Source organism: Larkinella harenae, from assembly GCF_054780515.1.
The window spans coordinates 17514-42030 of record NZ_BAAGWE010000011.1; the positions used below are offsets into that span (position 1 = coordinate 17514).

Sequence of the window (24517 nt, forward strand, 5' to 3'; positions counted from 1 at the left end):
TGAACACGAAAACTAAAGCAGCTGTTGCCGCATTTCCGATAACTGAGTTTGAATGAATTGCATCTCGGCATCCGACGCTGTTTCGTGCGCAAACCGTTGCCGTTCGAGCTCCGCTTCGAGTCCCTGCCTTAGCCTTTTGAATTCGGTATTGAAATGCTCTTCCAAGGGTTCAAAAATTTCCGGCATCCGGCGATTGACTTCATTGATTTGCCGCCGAATCGACTCTTCAATATATTTAGTTCCGATTGCGGTTCGATTATTTTCCGAAATGCGACGTTCATTCCACTCCAAGGCGGCAGAAGCTAAGCCACCGGCAAAGATGGTCGGTAAAATGGCCCGGGATATAAGACCGACCCCCGTAACGACGATCCCGGCGATCAGTATCCGCTGAAGTCGCCCGCTTGGCAATGCATCGGACTGGGTGGAAGAGCTTGAAGGACCCTGCGACGAACTTTTAACCCACTCCCGAAGGAGGTTCGATTCGCTGTTCGTCAGGTCGAACGCCTGTGGATAGGGACCGGTTTTACCCCCCAGCCATTTATTGACCAAATCCCAATCGGTTGATTCGATCGGTTCCAGTAAATCTTTTATTAACTGATCGATCCGGGCGTTCAGGCGAATGCTGTCGTTCCATTCCTTTAGGCCCCGGTGTAACAGGGCGTCGAGGTTACCTTTGGCATCTCGCGTTGTGTACGCTTCGTGGTGCCATTCCGTTTTCAATCGTTCCTCCAGTCGGTATAACGTGTTGGTGAGTTCCCGAACGGTATTCAACCGGGTCTCATCCATCCGGCGCATGACCCTGACCCGTAGATCGTTTATCTCTTGGATGCTTTCACTAAGTTCTACCGTCGACTGAGCCTGGGGTGACGAATGGAGGGTGACTAATTCCAATCTTTCTTCGGCCATATGCAGCAGGTTACTGACCTGCGCTTTACGCAATTCGTTCTGCGAACCGGATTCCGCCAGGTGTAACCAATGCTTAAGAGAAGCCTGATCGGCTTTTACCCGCTCCGCCAGGAAGGGTCGTCTTTCGGCAGGCCCCCATAGATAACAGCCGAAGTCGAGCGGGTTTAGGCTGGTATTGAAAGGATAGGCCGAACGGCTAAAAAGCCGTTGCATCCGTTCATCCAAATTATGCAGCTCCAGGTCATCATCAATGGCTTGGGTATTCCCAAAAACAATCGCGTAAGTTGTGAGCGGTCGCCACAGTACGGTGGCCCGGAGAAATTCCATATCCTCCCCCTGCAAAATATAGTCAGGTGTCAGGTAGACGAGGACCTTGGAGACCAACCGGGCATCCCGCCCTGCGGTTTCTCCCCCAAAATGATCTACCCGGTACGAGATGGCCATTTCCGCTAGCCATGCTCCGAAGTCAGCTGAATCAAGGGAAGCGGGAGTCAGTACCAATAGCGCGGGTTCAGCTTCATCGTGGAACAACTGACGTATCTGTTCGCCGATATCGGGCCATTTCATGCGCTGGGCGATTTGAGCAACAGAATCTAATACTTGTTGTTGCGAGGTTGCTAATGCCATACTAGTAGGATGTTAACCATTGAAAAAAGTCGGGAACCAAGGCATCATAGATGTGCAATTGCTGCGGAGGTATAAATTCCGTTAAAGCCTCATGAAGGTTTTTCTTTGTTTCTTCGGAAACAGGCGACTTTTCAAAGAAAGCGGGCACTATCGTTTCCAGGTACTGCTCAATCGTTTTGAGCAATTTTTGCACCTCGACCAGTGAACGGGTATCCGTGACACTGAAATGCTCGAATGAACGGTCGGTGAAATTCAGGAGTGAACACATGGTGTATTGAAGCAGGTATTGCCCCCTGGCCGATAACAGCCACCACCGATCGGGAGGGCTATAGGTGATTCGGATTGGGGTGTTGGAATCCGCTTCGGGGATCTCCCGGATAAATGCTGAAGCAAAGCAGGCGAATGCAGGTATCCCCGCCCGCAACGTTGGTAAAGGAAGCGAAACAAAATAGTCAGTCGGAACCTCAGCCTGCCGGATGTAATGCGTGCTTACTGTCCGACGAATGGTTTTATAGGTAAGCCAATTGGTAACTTGTGGGAGTTCCATGGAGGATTTCAGTTTGATTTTTACAACTAGACGACCAAATCGGTAACGACCATACTGCCGCCTGTATCGAGCCAGGCGGCATCAAGGACATCCATGGGCACGAAACGACCGGAATCGCTGGGATACCCGCGCCCACTGTCATTGATGTATACCCCCATCATGGATCCGGTTGCTGGGTCGCGGGCAATACCCGTGCACACAACCGCGTGGTTTCGGTCGCCGGTGCCATAGGCTGTTGCGTCATTCCACATGACGCCCGCATTTACGGATAGAATTACCCCACGCCCCTGTTCGATATTAGTCGCCAGGGTTTCGGCGTCATTCGCCATTTCAAAATGAGCCGGCACCCCGTTTTTCCGGAGGATTTCAATCTGACTAAAACTTGTCGTCGCCCCGTTCTCACCAGGGTTAAACCCTACGTGGCATAAGTCATTGGCCACGCCGTAGAGGATAAGAGTCGCTTCACTAACCTCCCGAACGGTTCCGTCTGCAAATTGAATTCCCGGCACCTGAAACTGCTGGAGAATATCTTCACAAGCCACCAGGCCGCAGGTTCCTTTGAAAAGGTCGCCATACTCGGTCTGACCCTGAAGATGATTATATGCCTTAAATTCATCCACATACCCAATCCGAATAACTTCACGACCATCCTGGAGCATATCGGTCACCACGGGTACATCCACGTAGCGATTAAAATCCGATAACCCGTCATGGAAGTCGCGGAAACTATCCCCAAACAGATCATTGTTGTTGTCCATAGCTTGAATTTTCGTTAATGACCCCACGCAGTAGCTATATCTTACAGGCGGAGCATCTTTTTTTATGGTTCAGAATAAAAAACTGTCCCGAATAGCAGGCACCTGGATCATTTTCTGGCAAGCTGCCTCAAATGCGTTACCGGTTGGCCGGTACTTTCGATTGCGCATAACCGCCAGTTGGGTAAAGGCTTCTTTCTCGGATCCGGTAAATTCGGGAGGGGGATTTTTAAGGACATGCTGAAAGATGGCCTCAATGTGAGCAGGCCCGCCTAAATACTTTGCAAACCGGGTAAAAAAAGCCAGGATTATTTTTCGGATTCCGCGCAGATACAGGACATCGCAGTTGGTTCGGGTAATACCAAGCTGATCTGCGATTTCCTGGCGGTCTTTGAAGAACCCACTCAGGTCGTATCGGATTACATCGTATTCGCGGTCGGAGATTACCTTTTTACGGAAGGCTTCCCTTAATAACAACGGCCCCTCCATCGGGCTGGCGGCCGATTCCTCCGGTAAAGCAACCTGAAGGCCGGGCTCGTGTTCCGGTAATAGGGATTCCAGACGGTGTCTATCCAGTAAATCAAGCCCCCTCTTTACCTCATTCCGGGCGATGGTATACACCCAGGCTTTAAAATTTTCAATTTTTTCATTAGCCGAAGTCTTTCTCAGGTAAGAACTACGGGTTCGCTCTTCAATCCGGATCAAAGCTTTCTCAACTTCAACTGGGTCTTTCAGGATCCGATAGCAGAACCTCTTCAATTCATTCGGTGAAAGATGCTTTTGCCAAAGGGGGTAGAAACTTTCCTCTATATTCATAATAGATTGTATACCTAACTAGTAATCACACTGTGATGGAAATTTGAACTACTTATAATTAGGAGATGAAGTTTCTTGTGAGCAGTCTACCGGAAATTACGGGTCCCGATATTAAGTATAATCACTGATATTTCGTAGCAGCGGGCGCTTTTTTTTGTGCCGTACCCTTTCTAGCTCCCATTCTTGCTTTTTAAGCTATTCTCATTCTGATCCTGTAAGAAATCCCGATGAAAAAAGGTCCTGTCATTGAATCCGCCAAGCAGGGCTGATCAGCCCTGAAAACGGACGGGGTTTCTCCTGGATGACCACCAGGACGACCCGGTTAGCCTAACAGTCTGCGCAGGAGGAATAGGGCCCATCCTCAATCACACATTTCGATAATCTTCCAAAAACGCGCCAGACGGCGCTAAAGATTTCTATTGCCTGAACGATGCTATCCTCCCGACTCATCACCCAGTTGGATGAACTGGCTATTTTTAGCACTACCTCGTACCGATTAAGTCTCGGAACACCCGCTGAAATCGATTACCTCAGCCGTAGTGCTGTACGAATTTTCTTTCAGGAAGGGGAGCCTACCACCTTCCTGGCCGGTTACGCCATTAACCAGCAGCCCCCTTTTCGTTACTTAACTGCTCTGGAGCAGCTTAAGCAACTTCAACGAGTCGAGTGCCCTACTAACCCGGGGCCCCACGATCTAGCCGAAATCAGTTGTCTATGGATGAATAAGTGTCGTATTCAACCGCATGATCGCATACGTATATATACTCAGTTACTAATCGACATGATACAGACCGACAAGTCTTTCTTCATAGCCGGAAGTTTGATCAAAAAGTACCAAGGCATGCTAGAATACTTTTTTCCAACTACCCTTTTCGAGGGTGCAATACGGATTGGAGACCAAATTCATGATGCCAAGATCTTTGCCATTCACCGCAGCGAGCTGGTCGGTCGTTTTCTAAAGACACTAATTCGGCTCCTAATCCTACCCCGCTCACGTCCTCAATAGTTCTTTTCGGCCCGCAACTGAATGCAGTATCCAGTAATTCAAATTTCGCCGGGAATGCAACCGAAAAAAATCAAAAATTTCTTGAATCACTCCAGAGTGATTGGAATTTTTACAGATGCCCAGCAAAATCTCTTTCTTTTTTGGCTTTTGACTTTTACAAACACTGATTACTTTTCTGTGTCTTTATTCCAGCAACTTCTCGATGCAGCAGTCAGTGGCCAGGCTATTAAACCCGTACCTTATTTTTATAGTAGTGCTTGCCCCAGCAAGCTTGATGGCCCAGATTGAGTTAACGGGTCAGGTTGAAAAGCTCCCAATCAGTCTACAGGCCGAATTTCTAGAAGATTCATCCTGTAGACTGACGCTGCGGGATGTTCAGCAAGCCCCTTATAGCCACCGCTTTGTACGGGTTTCTCAAAAAGCGCCAAATTTTGGATTTAATACCTCTCCTTTTTGGATACGGTTTTCCGTACACAATAACGCCCGGGATTCGTTGCGCCAATGGGTTTTCGAACAGGCCTTTCAGGGAATGGGGACAATTGATCTGTACCTGATCGATCAACAAGGGAAGATGATTCATAAAAGAGGAGGTGACTTAGCCGGTAGGAAAAGCCGTGAAATTGCCAGTGCCTCCTACTCGTTTCTGCTCCCGTTGAAACCAGGAAGTCGGACCACGGTCTATGTGCGAATGTGGCCTTACAGCGGGCAGGCTTTTTTTCCCATTTACATAAAAGAGCTGCTTTATTTCGAACACCATAACCAGTTATCCATTCTGATCTGGGGAGCTTACTATGGTTTGTTGTTAGCCGCTTTTTTGTACCATATTTTATTGTGGCTCTTTACCCGGCAAAAGGGTTTTTTGTTTCTGAGTGCCTATCTGGCCATTTATTTTATCTACGAAATCAATCGGGGTTTCAGCCTGGCGCAGCAATACCTGTGGCCGACGAATGAATGGATGATTGTGCATGGATTGGGCACCTTCTTTACGCTAATGGTCATGGCCTGTGTTTTGTTCTACACCTATGCCTTCAACTACCGCTCCTTATTTCCGTATTCAACGAGATTCCTCACCGGTTTGCTGGTCGTCATCGGGCTGTTACGGCTGATTCCTCTTCTTTACCCGACCGTTTCGCAGAACCTCATCGGAATCTGTCAATTCCTGCCCGCTTCCAGCTATTTGCTGTTTACCGGTATCTTGAGTTTAAGGCATCGGCACTTGCATACCCGGCTTTACTTTTACTCGCTCATCTGCATTATCGGCGGGGGAATGCTGTTTACGCTGAACCGATCCGGAATTCTGCCAGGTGATGATTTCCTGGTCCATTACACCCTGAATTTAGGTTCTATCCTCGAGATTATCTTCATGTCTTTTGGCGTTGCTTATGCCATGCGCCAGGAACAGCAGAACCGGCAGCTAACTGAGCACAAGGCACAAACAGCTTTCATGGATGGGAAAGCGGAAGAACACCATCTGGTTTCCATGATGCTCCACCATGAAGTAGGGAATAATTTGATTACCATGCAGCGTTCAATTGAAAAACTAGTAAACAAGCTAGACCGTCCCATCACCAAAAATGAAATTAAACGGCTGGACGCAAGCCTGCAGGAAACCTATAAAGTAGTCCGCGAATGGTCTTACTTCCTTACTCCGGAAACCGTGCTGAAACACGGATTGACCCAGGCGCTGAAAAGACTGGTTGAACGCCTGAATCAGAATCAGCCCGTTTCCTTTTTACTGCTGCTTTCGGACCGGGAAGATCAATTGCCCGTAACGACCCAGTTTGAACTATATTATATCTGCCTGGAGTTGACCAATAACATTATGAAACACGCCCAGGCAACCGAGGCCAGCATTCATTTCTTTTTTTCTAACCAGCATCTGAATATGGAAGTACGGGACGATGGCGTCGGCTTCACGGCCCAATCCGCAGCACAAACCCAAGGCGCCGGTTGGTCGTTGATAGAAAATCGAATAAATCGGATTAATGCGGTCTATACCATTCAGGCGTTGCCGGAGCAGGGCACCAAAATCACGATCAAACTACCCCTGTTATAGCAATTGGTGCTTATGGGCAAATAACGCAATGCCCACATCCCCTTTTACGTCAAGTTTCTCGGCAATTTTTTGGGTTTGAGAATAGATAGCGGCCGGAGAAAGCCCTAGTCGAATCGCAATCTCCTTTTTAGGCAAGTCCAGCCCGATCAGGCGAATAACTTCAAGTTCATGCCGGGTTAATGCCTTAATTGGATTCGGCTGTTCATCCGGCTGCTGCCGATTCTTTTCCAGCTTCGTCAATATGCGCACAATTAAAGGGGAAAAATAATCTTCACCGCTGAGAAGCTGGCTAATCGCCGTACGTAACTGGTTTTCGCTTTCATTTTTGGTAACGTAGCCATTAATGCTGACCAGCATACAGGACCGAATCGTCTCCGCATCGTCAAATTGCGTATATATGAGTGATTTGATGCGCTGGTTGATGGATTGAGCGGCAAGTAGAAGCTGAATACCGGCCTTTCGATCCTCTTTTAACTGGATATCGGAAATTAGCAAAAAAAAATCACGCTGCGAAAGCCTGATTTTAGCATCCTCTACACTACTGCTGCAAATTACCTCAATCGTTGAATCTAGGCTTTTCACCAGGTCAGCAATGGCACGCAGCATAATCGGGTGATCTTCAACAATCAGAACGGAGGTAGTAGAGCTGGACATGGGTTAGAAGAAACGACAATTCCTGCCAGGCTAAAATACCATAAGAAAGTAGAATTACAAAATAGAAGGGATGGGTTCTTTTTCCGGTTATGAAGCCGTAAAACCGCTAACACTTATCTTTATTTCACCCATTTAATTTTCAGGATGGCTGTAAGATTCCGAGTGTTCGAATGGTCAATACAATAGAAGCGACCAGGCTACCGATCAGTGGTCTTATCCCGCTCCCAACCCATCATGGAACCGATTCGTAATATCCAACTCATCCCTACGCACGACCCGGCTTATCAGATGTTTCTTAAAAACCGGATCGCCTTCAAACGAAAGAAGTTTCAACAGCCTCAAAAAGCAACCGCACCCATCCCGGCTTCCGTAACCGCTCCCACCGTACCGAATCCGCAGTGGCTTACGCAGCAATTGAGTCGCCAAGCAGAATGGCTAGTACGTCAATGGCTAGGCTCCTCCGTTGGGGTTCACAACGACCGGATCTTATCATACGAAAAGTATAATCCCACTCAGCAAGAATATATCCGTCAGTATCGGGAACTGGATGCAATCAGCCTGGAGGTGGCAACGAACACTTGGATTGTGACAGAAGTAAAGCTGTCTAGAAACCCCCAAGCAGTCGCTACGGCGGTGCAACAGGTTAGTCAATCCAGCCAAGTCTTAGAAACAGCGGGCTGGCAAACCTCGCCCCTAGTCGTCTGGCTAAATTATTCTCCTTCCGAGGCTAACCACCCCTACCCAATCAAACCGTTTCATCCTGATTTCTTCCGTGTGCCACGGAGCAACCTCAATCAGGTATCCATTCTTTCCATTTGCCCTAAATCTTTATTCCAGTGGGGAGCCTACAAAGGCTGGGTCTCGCCAAGGGTATTGAAAAGCATGGTTGCAAACTGGCCGAACGGATAATCTATAAAATTTAATAGGTATACAGAAGGGGATGAATATTCTCCATCACATAAAAAAAATCTTCCGCCTGTAAGATCGATGACCCATCGAGGGTCTTGTCAATAGTTTAACAATTTAAACCATCCAACTCATGCAATCAATCATTACACCTTCGGATCGTCAGGCACAAAATGGGGCCAGGCTTTCCGCCAAATCAATCCGGGTTATTAAGGTCGCTGTTGCCTTGCTGCTCATGAATAGCGTTGTTTGCAACGGGCAGAAACTAATGAATTATTTTAAATATCAGGCGGTCAAATCGCTTGCTGAGTTTGCGCATCCTACGAATGATTTCAAAAGCGGATCGTATCAGGTTTTTTCGAATTATTTTGGCGCTAATGACGACATGATTATTGTCGATATTTACTACCAGGGGAATATTTATACGCAGCTGGCACTCAGAAAACAATACGGAATGTTTACGAAAATAGCCGTGGTCAAAGACACTGACTTCATCGCTCCTTTTTCGGCCGTTGCGTTTTTAAAAGATCTCATGTTAGAGGCCATGAAATCGGTGGATAATACGTCAAAAAGTGAGGTAGAAATTCAACTGGAAAAGGCCTTACAGCGGCAGCTCCAATTCTCTAATGGGCTGGATATTGCACTGTATTCCCTGAACTTAAATTGGCTCATGTACTGAAGCGAAAGAATAACTAGGCCGGAAGACCATCTCTTGATGGGATGGTTCTCTGGCCTATTATTTTTAAGTGGGCCGCACAGAGTCGATAAACAACACACTGACTATCAATTTGACCCAGTAGAGCGATATTGCTTTGTGTCGTATACTAAAAGTAGATAACTGGGGCCGGCTGCGGTTAATACATTTAGAGAACGGTGTGGTCTAAAGTGGTGGTCCCCCACGGCGCGTTACATTCCTACCGAAAATCTTCTACCACATGTCTTGTTCTGCGGGGATGTCAATTTGGGTGAGGCTACGCTGGCCATTGATCAGAAAACGGTTTTACAAAAGCTAGTCTATCCAGCGATCAAAAACCTATTGGGCGCGTCGTCGTACTGTTGTGGAACGCCCCCCTACACGTGGAAAGAAGGAAAGAAATAATTCATCTATTGAACCTTTAGAGATCGGATTAAATCCCATCACTTCACTTACCCCCTACTGACACAGTTTTCCCCGCACTTCGGCTATTTAGCCGGTTGGTATTCTTTTTTCGTCATTTACATATTCCAAAATATCACCCGGTTGGCAGTCTAGCGCTTTACAAATTGCTTCTAAGGTGCTAAAACGAATCGCTTTAGCCTTCCCGGTCTTTAGGATGGATAGGTTCGATAATGTCAAATCAACTCTGTCAGAAAGTTCATTCAGCGAAATTTTTCGCTTTGCCATCATCACGTCTAAGTTTACGGTAATGGGCATCGCTTAAATTGTTAAGTCATTTTCAGATTTCATATCGACGGCCGTTTGCAGTAGTTTTTTAAATATGGCCGCAGCCGTTGCCACGACAATCGAAGCAAATGTGGCCACGATACACATGGCAATGAACCCTGCTGGATCATCCTCTTTGTGGTGTGCTACCCGTATGTATAGGCCTGCCGTCACGATGAAAATACTGAGGACAATTGCACAATACTTGATACTTGTTAAAGTCTTCACCGAGTTCGATGAGAATACTTTATTTTGTCCGATGTATCCCAGAAATTTGACGGCCTTGTAAAGCGCAACAAAAAAAGCGATGGATGCTGCGTATCCATACAGAATAAGCGGGTCAACGTAAATGCTGAACAAGTCTAAATTGGTGGCTCGACCCTCCGTTAAGGGAAATCGAATCAAAATGGCAAGTGCCACCATGCCTATAAGCACGATGACTGCCTGGAGAAATACGGTTGAAATTCTCTTCATGATAATTTTTTTGAATTTATACCATGTCGCAATAGTAACACATATTTATTGATTATCAATAAATATTTAGCGATTTTAGAAAATTTCACCCCCCAAGCGTTTGCCGATTCAACCAACCCTATTTGCGCTTTTACAGTATGACTTAGGGTCAGCAGTGAGACGACCCGTAAGGTTACTTTTCTTGATCCGATCGTTTTATCTTACTTCACAAGGCTACGCGAAACGTATAGCTACCGGATTGAACGAGTAAGGCCGTACCTGCATCCGTGGCCTCAATAATCCGAATCTCATGCGATCCCGTGATAGGTTGCCCGCTTTCGTGTATACTTTTCCCGGTTGGCAGGAACACGGTGGCCGTTGTGTTCGCCGGAATCTGAACGGCTAACTGGAAGGTGCCGTTGTCTACTTTCCAGTCTACGGCAATTTTCCCGGCAATGGAATGGTAAGACCCTTTGGCCCAGGTGAGGCTGCCTCCCAGGCGCGGTTTAATGGTAAAGTGCTTGTAACCGGCCGAATCCGCGTTGATGCCCAGAATGCTTCGGTACATCCATTCGCCTACGGCTCCGATGGCGTAATGGTTGAATGAATTCATGCCTACGTTCTGAAAACCACGGCCCTTGACGTAGCCGTCCCAGCGCTCCCAAATGGTGGTTGCGCCCTGATCGATCGAATAAATCCAGGAAGGAAACCGGCGGCTTTCAAGCAGTTTATAGGCCACATCGGCGTACCCATATTCCGACAACTGATTCATCAGCCGGATCGTCGATTGAATGCCGGTTGAGATCCGGTAATCATACGCCTTGATGGCCTGGACCATGTGAGCTGCGGCTTGTTTCTTCAGGTTCTCGGGCACCAGATCAAACTCCAGCGCCAGGGCGTAAGCCGCCTGCGTATTGCCGGCAATAGTACCGTCTTCAGCCACGTATTGGCCCACAAACCGGGTTTTGATCGCGTTGGCCAGCGAGTCATAGAATACATAATCGCGCTGATGGCCGAGCAGCTTAGCAACCTTGGCGACGACCCGGGTTGAATGGCCCCAAAAGGCCGTCGAATAGATATCGTTATCGACCTTCCCCCCTTCTTTCGGATAGTCATCCGCAACAATGGTGTTTCCGTTCAACCAATCGCCGTACATGTTCCCTCGCTCATTTTTCCACAACAAATCCGGATTGGTTTCGAGAATGTGCTGGATATACGCTTTCATCGACGTATACTGGCGGGCTAAGATGGCCGTATCGCCATAGTTTTCATAGAGTCGCCAGGGGACTAAAACACCCGCATCGCTCCAGCCGGGGGCATTACAATACCGATTCCATTTATCGAGCTGTGGTGTATAATCCGGGTACCGTCCGTCGGCTCGTTGACAATCGGCCATATCCCTCACCCACTTGGTGAAAAAGGCACCCATGTCTAGATTGAAGATAGAGGTCTGAGCAAACACCTGGGCATCGCCCATCCAGCCCGCCCGCTCATCGCGTTGCGGACAGTCGGTCGGTACCGAATGCATGTTTCCCCGCTGGGTCCATACAATATTGGTCCACAATTTATTAAGATCAGGCGACGAACTTTCAAATGTACCTGCTAATGGTGCAGCCGACGCAACCACCTTTCCCGTTACGTGGGTTAGTTTGGGCTCCTGGGTGAGGCCGGAAATCTCAACGTATCGGAAGCCATGATAGGTAAAGCGCGGTTCGTAGTCGATGGTTTTTTCCGACCCGGGTGTATAGACATCGATCTGTTTGGCGGCCCGCAGGTTACTAACGTAGAGCTGTCCCTGTTCATCCAGCACTTCACCGTGCCGGAACGTAATGGGTTGAGCCGGATTGTACGGAATTTTAAGATTTACCCAACCTGCCATGTTTTGCCCCAGGTCAAAGATGTACGTGCGGTCCTTTACCTTGAACACCTTCACCGGTGTAATCTCCTGGATCACTCGAATCGGTTCGTTGAGCTGGGCGTTGAGTGTTTTTGAGATGGTTTTGTCAACGGTAACCGATTTCCAGCCAGCGTCGTCAAAATCCGGTTCCATCCACTTGGCGGGCAAGAGTTTCGCATTGAAATTTTCACCGTCGAAGAGGGATGCCATCTGGATTGGCCCGTTTTCCAATAGCCGCCAGCTGGCATCGGTTACAATCTGCGTTCGGGTACCATCGTCAAACAGCAGTTCCAACTGCGCGATCAACCGCCTGTCGAATCCATACGAACCCCGATCAGGATGGGAGAAGAGGCCGCCTGCATACCAACCATCTGCCAGCATAGCACCCAGTACATTAATCCCTTTTTTCAGGGATTTGGTAACATCATAGGTCTGGTATTGAACGCGTTCGTGGTAGTCGGTCCACTCGGGTGCCAAAACCTGATTGCCGGCTTTTTTGCCGTTTATACTCATTTCATACAGCCCCAAAGCGCTCGCGTAGAGGATAGCCTGCTTAACTTTTTTCGTTACTGTAAAGGTCTTCCTTAACAAAGGCGAAGCGGGGATGGCCGATTTGAAGGGCTTACGCGTAGCCGAGCTGCCAATATAAGCTCCATCCGTTAGTTTGGCCGGAGTCCAGTTTGCGGCTGAAAAGGCAGGATAGGTAGCGTACGGAACGGAGGCAACAACCGGTTTTTTCAAAGCCACATTTTCGGAACGGGCATTGAAGGCTTCCAGCTCGGCGATGGCGTAAGCGTACTTTCCCTCGTCCGTTTTTTGGAGTTTGCTGACGACGACCCGAAGGTACCGGCCTGTAGTGGGCGCTAGTGATTTGCTGTACGGCTCCAGCCCCTTCTGGTCGTAATCCCGGGCACTTTCGTCTGCAACAACCGTTGCCTTTTTAAAGTCAGCCGTAGCCGACACCAAAATTTTGAACCGTTTGGGGAATAAGTATCCGTTGGCGTGGAGCTTATAATTGACGGGGTACAGTTTGATTTGACGAACTTCCTGCTGGGCACCCAAATCAACGGTAACCCATTGATCCACGGCCTCCTCCCTGGGGCTGGAACCCGACTGAAAACTGCGCCAGATGTCGAATTTGGCACTATCCGGTACGTTTTCGGCCGGCGCGCCAATCCAGTGTGCCTGCCAGTCCGCTTTATTGAGCAGCCCCATTGACCAGCTCGCGATAGCACTCCATTCACTCACGTTCTTGCTGGCATCCCAAACGCGGACTTTCCAGAAGTATTTGGTTCGGGAAACCAGCTTGCTGCCCGAATACCTCACTTGGCTGGCTTTGTCAGATTCCACTTTTCCCGAATTCCATACAGTCGCGGCATCGTTTACCAGGGATAGGGAGTCCGTACTAATTAAGATCTGGTAAGCCGATTGAGCCTGTGCTTTCTTCGCCGAAACCAATTCCCAGCTCAGGCGGGGCTGCATGACGTCAATCCCAACCGGATTGACGACATATTCTGTCCGCAGATTACCAATTTTCAGATCTGGATTTTGATGGCTACCGTAGGCCAAAAAGGTAGATAACAGAGCCAGGAAATTAAACCAAAAAATCCTCATAGGCACAGTTTGAAAAGTAGTGAATAGCCAATCAGTGTTACAAGCCGAAAAGTTACTGTTTCTAACCATCAGGGTTCTGTATGGGATACTTATTAAATTTTCTACAAAAATTGATAATTTTAGAATTCAAACGTACTACTTTGAAGAATTCGAAAATTCCGTTTTAATAGCAATAAATGATGCTTTTGTACCATTTTCGCTTTTTGTTACCACTTTTAGCGAACGATAAGTAGCTTTATGGGCAATAACTCACCCGAAGTGAACCCGTAAGTTCACTTCGCCCGAATTGAATATCCAACCAAGCCTGAACAGGTACGAGCCGATTCGGTGCATCCTGATGGGAGCGGATGGGTGATTTTGCTACTTAACATTTATTGCCCTAACCCACTTTCATAGTCCATGAACTACTTAAAAACCGCTTTGCTTCAGTTAGAGGCTGGTCTGAGCGAGCACTCCAACGTTTACCCAGCGTCGCTTATGGGCGTTTATTCGGGGTACTGCACTCAACACGCATGTTAGTTCGTACACTTTCACGTAGCTTCATTCAAATGGGAACGAACGGCTGGTGCTCGGGTGAATCGGAATGGATCACAACCCCAATTATTGAACGTTTTACCATCAAATTGTCACCAATAAATTCAGTTTATGAATTACAAATGGGTTTTTAGTGCCTTTATTTTTTTGCTGGCGGTTTTGGGTTCAAAGGCCTTTTCTCAAAAAACAGTACAGGTCCGGGTCGAATGGAAAGAAGGTACATCGCTCTCCGGTACGGTTCAGTTGCAGCACGGCGTTCTGCGTAAACTCGAACGACCAGGCGGAAAAGGGAAGATAAAAGCCCACGCATTTCAGGTGGGGCCAAGCAATCGTCCGGGCATCCTGGTATCGATTGATAGCGCCCGGATCGAACACGGAACCGGAGCTACCGTTGTGTCAATTAAAACCACTAAAAACCCTTTCTCATTTTTTCTTCGGGATGTTACGGCCCGTTCTCCCATCTACATGCCGGATTATGGCGTCGTGGTACTGCCTGCTACGGATAAACGGTCTTACCAGGAGGTCGAGACCACCATACGTTCCCGAAAAACAATGACCAAGCTCCAACGCATTGAAAAGGAGACAGAAGTGTCCTTTTCCTCGGTTGAGAAGAAGGTCCGGAACATGACCGTACCCACCTGGCTGGGTACCAGCAGGGATTTTAGAATCTTTCAGATTACCGAAAACCTTTCGGACGCATCCCAGGGAGAAGCCTCTATTATCTCACCCAAACTGTCGTCGACGGCTTTGCGGCTGGCCGAGACAAAAAATGAACCGGTAAATTATCTGTACACCTATGGCCGGGGGGTTGGCGTAAAGGAGAATGTCTCGCGCCAGCTGGAACAGGGAACGTTACCGATTTTACACTCAACGCTGACCGACGATGAGGTTGTCTATAAATCGACCTTGTTTGTAGCCCTCGAAAAATCACCCCTGACGGAACTGAAAGGAACCGATTTTTGGGTAGCCGACAAGTACAGTGGCGGTCATATGTTTACCAAAGAGCAGCAGGAAATAGTGAAAAACAGAACGGAGAAAGCACTCAATCCGGACGAGGAAACCGTTTTATTTTTCAGATCCGAGGTGGTGAATACTGGCTCCGTACCCCGTTACGCCTGGTTCAAGACGCCACGTCCGGGCACCGCCTGGTGGCAGAAATTTCCGTATCGTTTCGATCCCCAGACCGGCTTTTCAGCCTTTTCGGAAAAAAAGGTGTTCTGTATTTCAAAGCTAAACGGGAAACCGCTGCCCGGTGAAGAAATTTCTATTTTGCTGCAACCCGGTGAGAAAGCGCTATTTGACTTTTTTATTCCCCATAGTCCCGTTTCCCAAGAACGGGCCGCGGAACTGGCGATGCTGACCTTTGATCAGCGGTACGACGAAAGCAAGGGTTTTTGGCGCGCCAAATTAGGGAAAGCTGCACAAATCCGTGTCCCCGAAAAGCGGGTTGACGAAATGATCCAGGCCGGATTGTTACACCTCGACCTGATTACGTATGGCCATGAGCCCAACGCCACACTCGCCCCAACCATTGGCGTTTACTCCCCAATCGGAACGGAAAGTGCGCCCATCATTCAGTTTTATGCCTCCATGGGCTGGGATGATGTGGCAAAGCGCTCGTTGGATTATTTCCTTGATAAGCAGCATGAGGATGGCTTTATCCAGAATTTCAACGGGTATATGGTGGAAACCGGCGCGGCCTTGTGGAGTATGGGCGAATACTTCCGGTATACGAACGACCGGGAATGGCTCGAGAAAATAAAAACAAAGCTCGTCAAATCCTGTGATTACCTGATGGCCTGGCGCAACCGGAACAAGAAGGAAGAACTACGCGGACGGGGGTACGGAATGATCGAAGGAAAAGTAGCGGATCCCGAAGATCATTTTCACCAGTTTATGCTCAACGGCTATGCCTACCTCGGAATGAGCCGCAGTGCCGAAATGCTGGCCAGTATTGACCCCACCCAATCCGAGCGGATCCGAAAGGAAGCGGACGCCTGGAAAGAAGATATCCGTCAGTCGTTTTTTAACGCGATGGCCTTGTCCCCGGTTGTTCCCTTAGGCGATGGCACCTGGTGTCCAACGGCCCCGCCCTGGACGGAAGGAGCCGGGTTGAGAGGTATGTACCAGAAGCGTGAGACGTTCTGGTCGCATGGCACGTTCACGGCACCGGACGCCATGCTTGGGCCGATGTATCTGGTTTTTTGCGAAGTACTGGACCCCCGTGAACCCGCAGCGAAAATGCTGCTGAACTACCACAGTGAGCTTTTCTACCAGGAAAATACAGCCTTTAGTCAACCATATTACAGCCGCCATAACTGGATGCAGGCGAAGCTGGGTATGACCAAACCGTTTTTGAGCACTTACTACAATACGTTTGCCGCCCACGCCGATCGGGAAACCTACACCTTCTGGGAGCATTTATTCAAAGTCAGTCCGCATAAGACGCACGAGGAAGCCTGGTTTTTGATGGAAACCCGCTGGATGCTCTATCTGGAAGACGGGCCCACTCTCAGACTGTTCAATACGGTACCGCGCCAATGGCTGGAGCAAGGCAATGCAATAACGTTGAATAATGTCAGGAGCTATTTCGGCCCGATTACGGTGAATGTACGTTCGGAAGTAGAAAAGGGGTACATTACCGCTACCGTGCGCTGCACGGATCAGCGTAAACCGAAAGACGTGTTGATCCGGATACCACATCCTGCCGGTAAAAAGCCAGTGAACGTGACAGGAGGTATCTATAACGAACAGACGGAAACCGTCTCCATAAAATCCTTTACGGGCCAGGCAGAAATCCGGCTCGACTACTGATTCCCTCAAAACTGTTATCCTGGAAATCGTTACCCGGGTAAAGTGACTAGGCTGTTTATGTGGAAAGTACGAACAGGCCAGCCTAGTTATCAGCTGTTTATGTTCCTCTACTCAATCTGAATCACGTCCCTCAACAGCAACTAGAGGATAAGTATTAGAGTACACTTGTTTTCAGGCTGGTTCTGCTGGTCACTAGGGAAGAGAGGAACTGGCGTTGAACGGTTTCCTAAAAAGACCCTCTGGATTTCCAGAGGGTCTTTTTAGGAAAAACTTAGTTCTGATTTTTCTTTTATCAGTCGTTGAATACTTCCCCTATACAGCCCTCTGAAAGGCATTTTACGATGATGTTTAAATTTTCTTAAACAAAAATGATTCACTTGACTTTACATGAAGAATGTAGTTTAAACCAGTCACTACTAAATTACAAATGGAAGCTGTACAAGATCAGGACTTTGATGCTAAAGAATATGAAGGAATGGGGGCTATCTGCGGTCCCGATGGGGTGTTTTACCGCGTTTGGGCTCCGCATGCCGAGCAGGTTTTTGTCCAGGGGAGCTTCAATAATTGGGAAGCCCCGGGGATCCAGCTGGCCAGTGAGGGAGAGGGAAAATGGTCTGGTTTAGTAGCCGAATCACAGGAAGGTGATGAATACAAATTCGTATTGACGACGCCGTACGGCGAGTTTTCCCGCAACGACCCTTATGCGTTGAAAGTGACGAACTCATCGGGGAACAGTGTCGTCTACAACCACGATGTTTTCGATTGGGAAGACACCCGTTTTTGCATCCCGACGTGGCAGCAACTAGTGATCTATGAGATGCACGTGGGAACATTCCACGTTACGAAAAAAGACCAGGTAGGAACATTTTATACCGCCATCGAGAAAATCCCCTATTTGAAAGAGATGGGGTTCAATGCAGTCGAGTTGATGCCCTGTAGTGAATTTCCGGGTTCCCGCTCCTGGGGTTACAACCCCTCCAACCCCTTCGCTATTGAGTCCGATTACGGAGGACCAGACGGTTTGAAATCATTCATCAAAGCGGCCCATCAGGCGGGCATTGCCGTCATTCTGGATGTGGTTTATAACCATTTTGGTCCATCGGATCTGGATCTTTGGCAGTTTGATGGGTGGAGCGAAAACGAGGGAGGAGGTATTTACTTTTACAATGACTGGAAGGCCAAAACACCTTGGGGGGATACCCGGCCCGATTACGGGCGTAACGAAGTCCGGCAGTACATTCATGACAACGCCTTGATGTGGCTCAGGGAGTACCGCATCGACGGGTTGCGGATGGACATGGTACCCTACATCCGAAATGTGAACGCGGACGGTAATCCTGGCAACGACATTGAAGAAGGCATGACATTGATTCAATGGATCAACGCCGATATCCGTCAGCAATATCCAAACTGCATCACGATTGCGGAGGACATGCATTCATTGGACTTTATTACCGAATCAGTCCAGCAAGGTGGATTAGGATACGGTTCGCAGTGGGATGCCAAATTTGTCCATACGATTCGTGAGGCCATCATTACCGCCAATGACCAGGATCGAGACATGGAGCAAGTTGTATCGGCGCTGCTGCATCAGTATAACGGTGACGCTTTTCAACGAATCGTGTATACCGAATCGCACGATGAGGTAGCCAACGGACAAGCGCGCGTAGCGGAAGAAATTGCGGACGGCGATGTTAACAATTGGTATTCGAAAAAACGGGCCGCTCTGGGAGTGGCTTTGGTCATGACTGCGCCGGGAATTCCCATGCTTTTTCAGGGGCAGCCTCTGCTGGAAGACAAGTGGTTTTCGGATACGGATCCGATTGACTGGTCGCGACTGGAAAAATTTAAAGGGTTTGTCAACCTTCACCGTGATTTGATTCACCAACGTCGAAACTGGTTTGGCGTCACCGGAGGGCTACAAGGCCAAAAAACACACATCCTGCGTTGTGATCAGGACAAAAAGGTATTGGCTTATCACCGTTTTGAGCAGGGCGGGCCAAAAGATAGTGTGGTTATTGTCATGAATCTATCCCATGAAACCTATTACGACTACAAGATTGGGATGCCTGCCGAAGGGCACTGGGTACTGCGTCTAAATAGCGACGATACCCAATACGATGCCACTTTTGCCGGGCAGGGCATGGTAGACGCCCATACGGCCGAAGGAGAGATGGATGGTTATTCCGTCCATGCCAACTTTCTTCTTCCGGCCTATTCCGTTTTAATTTTTTCTCAGGAATAAGCGGCCCACCGATGCATTCTAAGATAGAGAACAGCCCAATGACTGGAAAAAAAGCCGACAAACGCCTTGCCATCCTGGGAGCCGGGCCGAGTGGCCTGTTTATTTTTAAACAATTGGTGGAAGCCCGCCAAGCTGGCTGGGAAATCCACATTTTTGAAGCTCACCAGCAATTAGGCGCCGGCATGCCTTACAGCAAAGAAGGCGCTTGTCGAGAGCATGTCACCAATGTGTCTGGCAATGAAGTGCCGCCCCTGGTGACTTCCCTTCAAGAGTGGCTCCCCACCCTACCCGAGGAGACCCTCAAGCAATTTAACATCGACCCGACGCGGTTTACCGAATATAAAGTTGTGCCGCGTTTGTTGTTTGGACAGTACCTGGCTGCTCAGTTCGAGCTCGTACTTGGTCTGGCCGCTCGGGCGGGTTTGACCACGCGGGTCCATTCGGGCCACGCTGTGACGGATATTCAGGACGATCCACGCCAACACCAGGTGAACGTAATCGTCGACGACCAGAAAACGATGGGCTTTGACTGCGTCATTCTGTGCACCGGGCATTACTGGCCGAAAAAGCACGAAGGGCGAATCCCCCATTATTTTGATTCTCCCTATCCGCCGTCCAAACTGGCTTTTCGGGCCAATCACCCTGTCGCCATCAAAGGAGCCTCCTTAACGGCCATTGATGCCATTCGGACGCTGGCACGCCAAAATGGCCAGTTTACCCACCAGGCCGACGGCACCTTATCGTTTCAGACGGACCCAGAAAGTCCGGATTTCAAATTGATCCTGCACTCCCGAAATGGTCTTTTGCCCGCCATTCGGTTTCACCTGGAAGAACCGTTGTTGTCGGAGGATGATTTATTGACCGCCGAACAAATCGCTACGCAGCGAGCCGCCCATGACGGCTTTCTGCCGCTGGATTATGTGTTCGAAACCGCATTCAAGGCCCCTTTTCGGCAAAGCGATCCAGGATTCTACGAACGGATCAGGACCATGAATCTGGAAACGTTTGTGGAATCGGTGATGGAGCAGCGGGAGCGGCAGGATCCATTCGAGTTATTTACAGCCGAATACGCCCAAGCCGAGCAATCGATTCGCCGTCATCAGTCGATGCCCTGGAAGGAGCAGCTTGCGGTGCTCAGCTACGTGATGAATTATCCGGCCAAGTATTTTTCGGCGGAGGACAACCAGCGCTTACAAAACGTCATCATGCCACTGATTTCCCTGGTGATTGCTTTTGTCCCCCAAAGTTCCGCCCAGGAATTGCTGGCGCTGCACCAGGCGGGTGTCTTAACCATTCGTTCGGTGGGAGCCGACAGTTCGGTCGAACCCCAAGAAAGCGGAGGAGCTATCTATCGGTATAGCGATGAGTCCAACCATCCGCAAGCCGATTTCTACGCTACCTTTGTGGACTGCACCGGTCAGGCTCATCTGTCTTATGAGGACTTTCCCTTCAAAAGCCTACTGGCCGCTCACACCGTGAGTCCCGCTTTCTTAAAGTTTCGGTCGGCCCAAAAAGGGGCTGCTGCGCTGAAAGAGGACCACGAACGGGTTAGCCAGGATGCCCACGGAGCGTACTGGCTGAAAGTACCCGGTGTGGCTATCAATGATAATTTTCAAATCCTGGCGCCGGATGGCACACCCAATCCCCGGCTTTTTATTATGGCAGTACCCTTCATCGGAGGCTATAATCCCGATTACTCCGGGTTGGATTTTTGCCAAACCGCTTCGAAGTACATTCTGGAAAAATTGCTCGAAGAGAAGGTCGTTGACCCGGTCATTGCCTTACCGCAGGAGATGGACTGAAAGTAGCCGAACACAGATGTGGTGTTCGGCTATTCTTATCGGTTTTTATTGGTTCCGGGCCACGGCAAGCCACCCGTCCGTGGGAATAAATCAACTCGGATAGCCAGTGTCGACCGGCCGTCTTTGCCATTTCCTCGCCCAAAGCTTACGAAAAAAGGCATTTTATGCGGCTCAGGCGCGTTGTCCCTGGCTTGGCAATATGGTCGTAGCCTGTAGCAATGCGTAGTTGCTCTAAAGAAATAGCCGGACACAAATGCAGCGTCCGGCTATCAAAAAGTAGTCCATTGATTCACCGCTGTCTTCTCCACGTCCGGTAGCTTAACCAACGACTGGTCGAAGGGTTGCGGAAGCTTATTGAATGGATTCGTTTTTACCTAAACCTTTACGGTTTCTATTTGATCCTGTTCAAAAGTGATATTCACCGACCGCTCCCCCTGGGGCCGGGTTCGATGAACGATATTTTTAGGAATTGTAAAGAGCTGACCCGGAAACAAAGCAATGGTTTGTGTTTCCAGATCAATCAAGAGGACGCCTTCAAGGGTCATAAAGGTTTCATCCGAGTTGGGATGATAGTGCCAGTCATAGCTTTCAGTCATCACACTCACTTTTACCACATGGTCATTCACGGATGCCAACGAGAAATTGGCGTAACTGGCTTTGACAGCGCTAGTCAACTCTTTAATGTCTATAACCGTAAGCGGGCTGGTTTCCATCCGAACGAGTAGATTAAAAATAAGCAGGATTAAAAGTAAACAGGAATCCGTTTCAATCGGGAGAACCAGCTTCAGAAAAAGAGGTACATTGGACGTAGAACAATATAGGCTATACCGGCCAAAGAATGAACGATGGTTAAACAGATCGAAATTGACGGAAGCGCAATCAATGACATTGCCTCCTTTTACGAGGAGATTAACCGGGTATTTATGGGATCAGAAAGCTGGCGGATCGGCCATAGCCTTGACGCATTTCATGATTTACTTTTTGGGGGTTATGGAGCCCTGCAAGGAGCCCAATCCGTTGAGCTTCACTGGCATCATATGGACCATAGCCGGAAGGCGTTGGGCTACCAAACGACCCGAGCTTATTATCTGGATAAGCTTAGACCCGGATCACCTTACAATAAAAAACTAGTTGAAGAAAAGCTGGAAGCGCTGGAAAGTGGCCGTGGCGAAACGTATTTTGACAGTATACTGGCCATTATTGCCGAGCACCCAAGCATTAGGGTGATTAGTCAGTGACGTAACCCGAGTTACGTCAGGTGCGACGGTTAACAAGACCGAAATAAAACGGAAGAAGCTGCCAGAAGAAGTGATATCTTAAAGGTTATTCTTTTTCAATGTCAATTCTTGGATAGACTTTGCCGAAAGTCAGCGGGCGAAACATGGGTGCGCTTCTTAAATAATTTATTAAACGACTGCGGGTGTTCAAATCCCAATTGATAAGCAATTTCTGCAGTACTCAACGTAGTTTGACTCAATAAGATCTTTGCTTTTTCTATCAACGCCAGATGGATATGCTGCTGCGTAGTGTGACCGGTCAACGTCTTTAGCATATCGGACAGATACCGTTGGGAAATGTTCAGGTAAGCGGCAATATCCTGTGGTGAGGGCAGCCCGTCAAGCACCGTATCAGCCCGATCAAAGCGATCCTGTAACCAGGTATTCATCCGATGGATCAACTCATGATTCACGTTTTTCCTCGTTAGAAATTGCCGGTTGTAAAAACGATTGCTATGGTTGAGCAATAACTCAAGCTGCGATACCAGAACGTCATCACTGAACGGATCAATATGGTTATCCAATTCTGTACGAATCGCCTGAAAGAGCTGAACCACGGTTTGTTTCTCTTTGTCCGACAAAAACAAAGCTTCGTTAACGGCATAGGAGAAAAATCCGAACTCATGAATACGCTGTGCCAGGGAATAGCCCCGCAGCAGATCCGGATGAAAGTAAAGGGCATACCCTTGGTAATCATTCGGATCTGCTGTTTTTTGCACGGGTTGCCGGGGACCTACAAAAGCCATCCCGCCTTCTTTGAAATCGTAGTGCCCCGGGCCGTACCGCACACTTCCAGTAAACTCCTCTTTGAAGGTAATCTTATAAAATTCTAATTCATACCAACTACCGGCATCGCTTAGGTCGATTTTCGTCCTGTCATAATGAACCAGTGCTATAAGGGGATGGCTAAGCGGGCCTAACCCCATTTTTTGGAACAGGTCAGAAATGCTTTTGTGTTTTATCGCCCCTTCAGACTGATGCTTCATTTTATGGATCATAGAACGTATGAATAGATGCTTTTACCCCTGGGCTGTCGGCCGTATCACCACATCGCCAACATCAACGTTATCCGGCTGGCTGATGGCGTACACGACGGCCTGTGCAATGGAGTCCGCGGGGATTGATAGGTGATCAGCAATTTGCTGACTGGCATTCCTGATGGCGTCATTTTTTAGATGGCTAACAAACTCTGTCGACACATAACCCGGAGAGATACCGGTTACTCGCCAGCGCCCTTCCGACTCCTGGCGAAGCCCTTCGCTGATGGTGCGAATCGCATTTTTGGTGCCGGCATAAACGCCCATGGTGGGGACAATGGAAATTCCGGCTGTTGACAGGATGTTAATGAAATGCCCTGAGCCGCTTTTCTTAAAAACCGGAAGTGCTGCCGCTAGGCCATACAAAGTACCTTTTACATTGACATCAATCATCTGTTCCCAACCTTGAACGTCCAGTTCTTCCATAGGGTCCAATTGGGCGATACCTGCATTATTGATCATTACGTCCAACCTGCCGAATTGTTCCAGGGCCAGAGCAACTAAATTTTCCAGGTCCTCTCGTTTGGTCACATTCGTTTCCGTATAACACGCCTGTCCGCCGTTTTGGCGAATTGTATTTGTAATTGTTGTTAACCGCTCGGTTCGACGAGCACCTAAAACCACTTTGGCGCCCAGGGCGGCAAGCAATTCCGCCGTGGCCTTGCCAATTCCGCTGCTGGCACCAGTGATGACCACGACTTTTCCTTCAACTCCGTTATCCATCCTTTGTATTTTTTATACAAAGGTTGTTAACGGGAATGTTTCAGATGTAGCCTATGTAGTCAACTATGTAGTCGTTTTGGTTGACACACCAACGAGCCAACTGTAATTTGGGCAACATACTGCACTATTCACCGGTGTAGCCGTCAGCTAAACCCAGTAGCCGTATCATTTCATTGAAGGCCCATCCCGCTGGCATCAGGATTTAACGGTGTTCGTAGCGACCAGGTGCCCTGTGAAAGGTTTACAAAGCTAGCGTAGCCCTAAGAACGAAACATTATAGTCTATTTTTTCAAAATCTGGATCATCACATTCTGGCAACTCGCTTCCCTGTCGCTATTGACGATCGATCATTCCCACATAAACTGCACCATCAATTAGGGCGAGAATTTATAGCTTTCCCGCAACTAGTGCAACACCGTTTACCA

Annotated in this window: 19 protein-coding genes; 8 read left to right on the top strand and 11 right to left on the bottom strand. The window is 48.5% G+C overall.

The window, feature by feature from the left end; all coding sequences use genetic code 11:
- Positions 1-12: 12 nt before the first annotated feature.
- From ACYVH9_RS28115 to ACYVH9_RS28130, 4 genes are all read right to left on the bottom strand, one after another.
- Entirely contained in the window at positions 13-1533 is a 1521-nt protein-coding gene (locus ACYVH9_RS28115) for a hypothetical protein (protein WP_460639770.1), read from the bottom strand.
- A 1-nt stretch (position 1534) separates the two neighbouring features.
- A complete protein-coding gene (locus ACYVH9_RS28120) occupies positions 1535-2080 on the bottom strand; it encodes a hypothetical protein (RefSeq protein ID WP_460639771.1) in 546 nt (181 codons plus the stop codon).
- A 26-nt stretch (positions 2081-2106) separates the two neighbouring features.
- A complete protein-coding gene (locus ACYVH9_RS28125; protein WP_460639772.1) occupies positions 2107-2838 on the bottom strand; it encodes a hypothetical protein in 732 nt (243 codons plus the stop codon).
- A gap of 69 nt (positions 2839-2907) precedes the next feature.
- Positions 2908-3594, bottom strand: a complete 687-nt coding sequence (locus ACYVH9_RS28130; protein WP_460639773.1) for an RNA polymerase sigma factor — start codon at positions 3592-3594, stop codon at positions 2908-2910.
- Between the two features lie 1084 nt (positions 3595-4678).
- Here ACYVH9_RS28130 and ACYVH9_RS28135 point away from each other — a divergent pair.
- Both ACYVH9_RS28135 and ACYVH9_RS28140 read left to right on the top strand, forming a co-directional pair.
- Positions 4679-4945 carry a hypothetical protein gene (locus ACYVH9_RS28135; RefSeq protein WP_460639774.1) on the top strand — a complete coding sequence of 89 codons (267 nt, stop codon included), beginning with the start codon at positions 4679-4681 and terminating at the stop codon, positions 4943-4945.
- On the top strand, positions 4932-6713 hold the full coding sequence (locus ACYVH9_RS28140) for a sensor histidine kinase (RefSeq protein ID WP_460639775.1): 1782 nt from the start codon (positions 4932-4934) through the stop codon (positions 6711-6713). The genes ACYVH9_RS28135 and ACYVH9_RS28140 overlap by 14 nt, the downstream gene beginning before the upstream one ends.
- Here the strand turns inward: ACYVH9_RS28140 and ACYVH9_RS28145 are convergent.
- Positions 6708-7367 carry a response regulator gene (locus ACYVH9_RS28145; protein ID WP_460639776.1) on the bottom strand — a complete coding sequence of 220 codons (660 nt, stop codon included), beginning with the start codon at positions 7365-7367 and terminating at the stop codon, positions 6708-6710. The two genes, ACYVH9_RS28140 and ACYVH9_RS28145, sit on opposite strands and share 6 nt — an antisense overlap.
- 234 nt (positions 7368-7601) lie before the next feature.
- Between ACYVH9_RS28145 and ACYVH9_RS28150 the strand changes: the two genes are divergently transcribed.
- Both ACYVH9_RS28150 and ACYVH9_RS28155 read left to right on the top strand, forming a co-directional pair.
- Positions 7602-8276: a hypothetical protein gene (locus tag ACYVH9_RS28150; protein ID WP_460639777.1), complete on the top strand. Its 675-nt coding sequence runs from the start codon at positions 7602-7604 to the stop codon at positions 8274-8276.
- Positions 8277-8406: 130 nt separating this feature from the next.
- Positions 8407-8952 (top strand): hypothetical protein, encoded by a 546-nt coding sequence (locus ACYVH9_RS28155; RefSeq protein ID WP_460639778.1) that lies wholly within the window; start codon positions 8407-8409, stop codon positions 8950-8952.
- Between the two features lie 507 nt (positions 8953-9459).
- On the opposite strand, the gene ACYVH9_RS28160 is transcribed toward ACYVH9_RS28155, so the two are convergent.
- From ACYVH9_RS28160 to ACYVH9_RS28170, 3 genes are all read right to left on the bottom strand, one after another.
- Positions 9460-9687, bottom strand: a complete 228-nt coding sequence (locus ACYVH9_RS28160) for a helix-turn-helix domain-containing protein (protein ID WP_460639779.1) — start codon at positions 9685-9687, stop codon at positions 9460-9462.
- A 3-nt stretch (positions 9688-9690) separates the two neighbouring features.
- Positions 9691-10170, bottom strand: a complete 480-nt coding sequence (locus ACYVH9_RS28165; RefSeq protein WP_460639780.1) for a DUF2975 domain-containing protein — start codon at positions 10168-10170, stop codon at positions 9691-9693.
- A 205-nt stretch (positions 10171-10375) separates the two neighbouring features.
- Positions 10376-13660 carry a family 78 glycoside hydrolase catalytic domain gene (locus ACYVH9_RS28170; RefSeq protein WP_460639781.1) on the bottom strand — a complete coding sequence of 1095 codons (3285 nt, stop codon included), beginning with the start codon at positions 13658-13660 and terminating at the stop codon, positions 10376-10378.
- Positions 13661-14305: 645 nt separating this feature from the next.
- On the opposite strand from ACYVH9_RS28170, the gene ACYVH9_RS28175 reads away from it, so the two are divergent.
- The 3 genes from ACYVH9_RS28175 (at position 14306) to ACYVH9_RS28185 (ending at position 21055) form a co-directional block, all read left to right on the top strand.
- Positions 14306-17008, top strand: a complete 2703-nt coding sequence (locus tag ACYVH9_RS28175) for a glucosidase family protein (RefSeq protein ID WP_460639782.1) — start codon at positions 14306-14308, stop codon at positions 17006-17008.
- A gap of 427 nt (positions 17009-17435) precedes the next feature.
- Complete coding sequence (locus tag ACYVH9_RS28180; RefSeq protein WP_460639783.1) at positions 17436-19253, top strand: alpha-amylase family glycosyl hydrolase; 1818 nt, start codon at positions 17436-17438, stop codon at positions 19251-19253.
- Between the two features lie 38 nt (positions 19254-19291).
- Positions 19292-21055, top strand: coding sequence for an FAD/NAD(P)-binding protein (locus tag ACYVH9_RS28185; RefSeq protein ID WP_460639784.1), 1764 nt, complete (start codon positions 19292-19294; stop codon positions 21053-21055).
- Between the two features lie 374 nt (positions 21056-21429).
- Here the strand turns inward: ACYVH9_RS28185 and ACYVH9_RS28190 are convergent, their stop codons facing one another.
- On the bottom strand, positions 21430-21768 hold the full coding sequence (locus ACYVH9_RS28190; RefSeq protein WP_460639785.1) for a cupin domain-containing protein: 339 nt from the start codon (positions 21766-21768) through the stop codon (positions 21430-21432).
- 132 nt (positions 21769-21900) lie between these two features.
- On the opposite strand from ACYVH9_RS28190, the gene ACYVH9_RS28195 reads away from it, so the two are divergent.
- Complete coding sequence (locus tag ACYVH9_RS28195; RefSeq protein WP_460639786.1) at positions 21901-22293, top strand: barstar family protein; 393 nt, start codon at positions 21901-21903, stop codon at positions 22291-22293.
- Positions 22294-22394: 101 nt separating this feature from the next.
- Here ACYVH9_RS28195 and ACYVH9_RS28200 read toward each other — a convergent pair whose 3' ends face one another.
- Both ACYVH9_RS28200 and ACYVH9_RS28205 read right to left on the bottom strand, forming a co-directional pair.
- Complete coding sequence (locus ACYVH9_RS28200) at positions 22395-23330, bottom strand: helix-turn-helix domain-containing protein (protein ID WP_460639787.1); 936 nt, start codon at positions 23328-23330, stop codon at positions 22395-22397.
- Between the two features lie 21 nt (positions 23331-23351).
- Entirely contained in the window at positions 23352-24092 is a 741-nt protein-coding gene (locus ACYVH9_RS28205; RefSeq protein WP_460639788.1) for an SDR family oxidoreductase, read from the bottom strand.
- Positions 24093-24517: the final 425 nt, after the last annotated feature.

What these genes read in the sequence shown, in the direction of transcription:
- ACYVH9_RS28205 (WP_460639788.1), bottom strand. Translation starts at nt 24,092, where the DNA reads ATGGATAACGGAGTTGAAGGAAAAGTCGTGGTCATCACTGGTGCCAGC.
- ACYVH9_RS28170 (WP_460639781.1), bottom strand. Translation starts at nt 13,660, where the DNA reads ATGAGGATTTTTTGGTTTAATTTCCTGGCTCTGTTATCTACCTTTTTG.
- ACYVH9_RS28145 (WP_460639776.1), bottom strand. Translation starts at nt 7,367, where the DNA reads ATGTCCAGCTCTACTACCTCCGTTCTGATTGTTGAAGATCACCCGATT.
- ACYVH9_RS28160 (WP_460639779.1), bottom strand. Translation starts at nt 9,687, where the DNA reads ATGCCCATTACCGTAAACTTAGACGTGATGATGGCAAAGCGAAAAATT.
- ACYVH9_RS28185 (WP_460639784.1), top strand. Translation starts at nt 19,292, where the DNA reads ATGACTGGAAAAAAAGCCGACAAACGCCTTGCCATCCTGGGAGCCGGG.
- ACYVH9_RS28180 (WP_460639783.1), top strand. Translation starts at nt 17,436, where the DNA reads ATGGAAGCTGTACAAGATCAGGACTTTGATGCTAAAGAATATGAAGGA.
- ACYVH9_RS28175 (WP_460639782.1), top strand. Translation starts at nt 14,306, where the DNA reads ATGAATTACAAATGGGTTTTTAGTGCCTTTATTTTTTTGCTGGCGGTT.
- ACYVH9_RS28125 (WP_460639772.1), bottom strand. Translation starts at nt 2,838, where the DNA reads ATGGACAACAACAATGATCTGTTTGGGGATAGTTTCCGCGACTTCCAT.
- ACYVH9_RS28200 (WP_460639787.1), bottom strand. Translation starts at nt 23,330, where the DNA reads ATGATCCATAAAATGAAGCATCAGTCTGAAGGGGCGATAAAACACAAA.
- ACYVH9_RS28190 (WP_460639785.1), bottom strand. Translation starts at nt 21,768, where the DNA reads ATGGAAACCAGCCCGCTTACGGTTATAGACATTAAAGAGTTGACTAGC.
- ACYVH9_RS28195 (WP_460639786.1), top strand. Translation starts at nt 21,901, where the DNA reads ATGGTTAAACAGATCGAAATTGACGGAAGCGCAATCAATGACATTGCC.
- ACYVH9_RS28140 (WP_460639775.1), top strand. Translation starts at nt 4,932, where the DNA reads ATGGCCCAGATTGAGTTAACGGGTCAGGTTGAAAAGCTCCCAATCAGT.
- ACYVH9_RS28155 (WP_460639778.1), top strand. Translation starts at nt 8,407, where the DNA reads ATGCAATCAATCATTACACCTTCGGATCGTCAGGCACAAAATGGGGCC.
- ACYVH9_RS28120 (WP_460639771.1), bottom strand. Translation starts at nt 2,080, where the DNA reads ATGGAACTCCCACAAGTTACCAATTGGCTTACCTATAAAACCATTCGT.
- ACYVH9_RS28115 (WP_460639770.1), bottom strand. Translation starts at nt 1,533, where the DNA reads ATGGCATTAGCAACCTCGCAACAACAAGTATTAGATTCTGTTGCTCAA.
- ACYVH9_RS28150 (WP_460639777.1), top strand. Translation starts at nt 7,602, where the DNA reads ATGGAACCGATTCGTAATATCCAACTCATCCCTACGCACGACCCGGCT.
- ACYVH9_RS28135 (WP_460639774.1), top strand. Translation starts at nt 4,679, where the DNA reads ATGCAGTATCCAGTAATTCAAATTTCGCCGGGAATGCAACCGAAAAAA.
- ACYVH9_RS28165 (WP_460639780.1), bottom strand. Translation starts at nt 10,170, where the DNA reads ATGAAGAGAATTTCAACCGTATTTCTCCAGGCAGTCATCGTGCTTATA.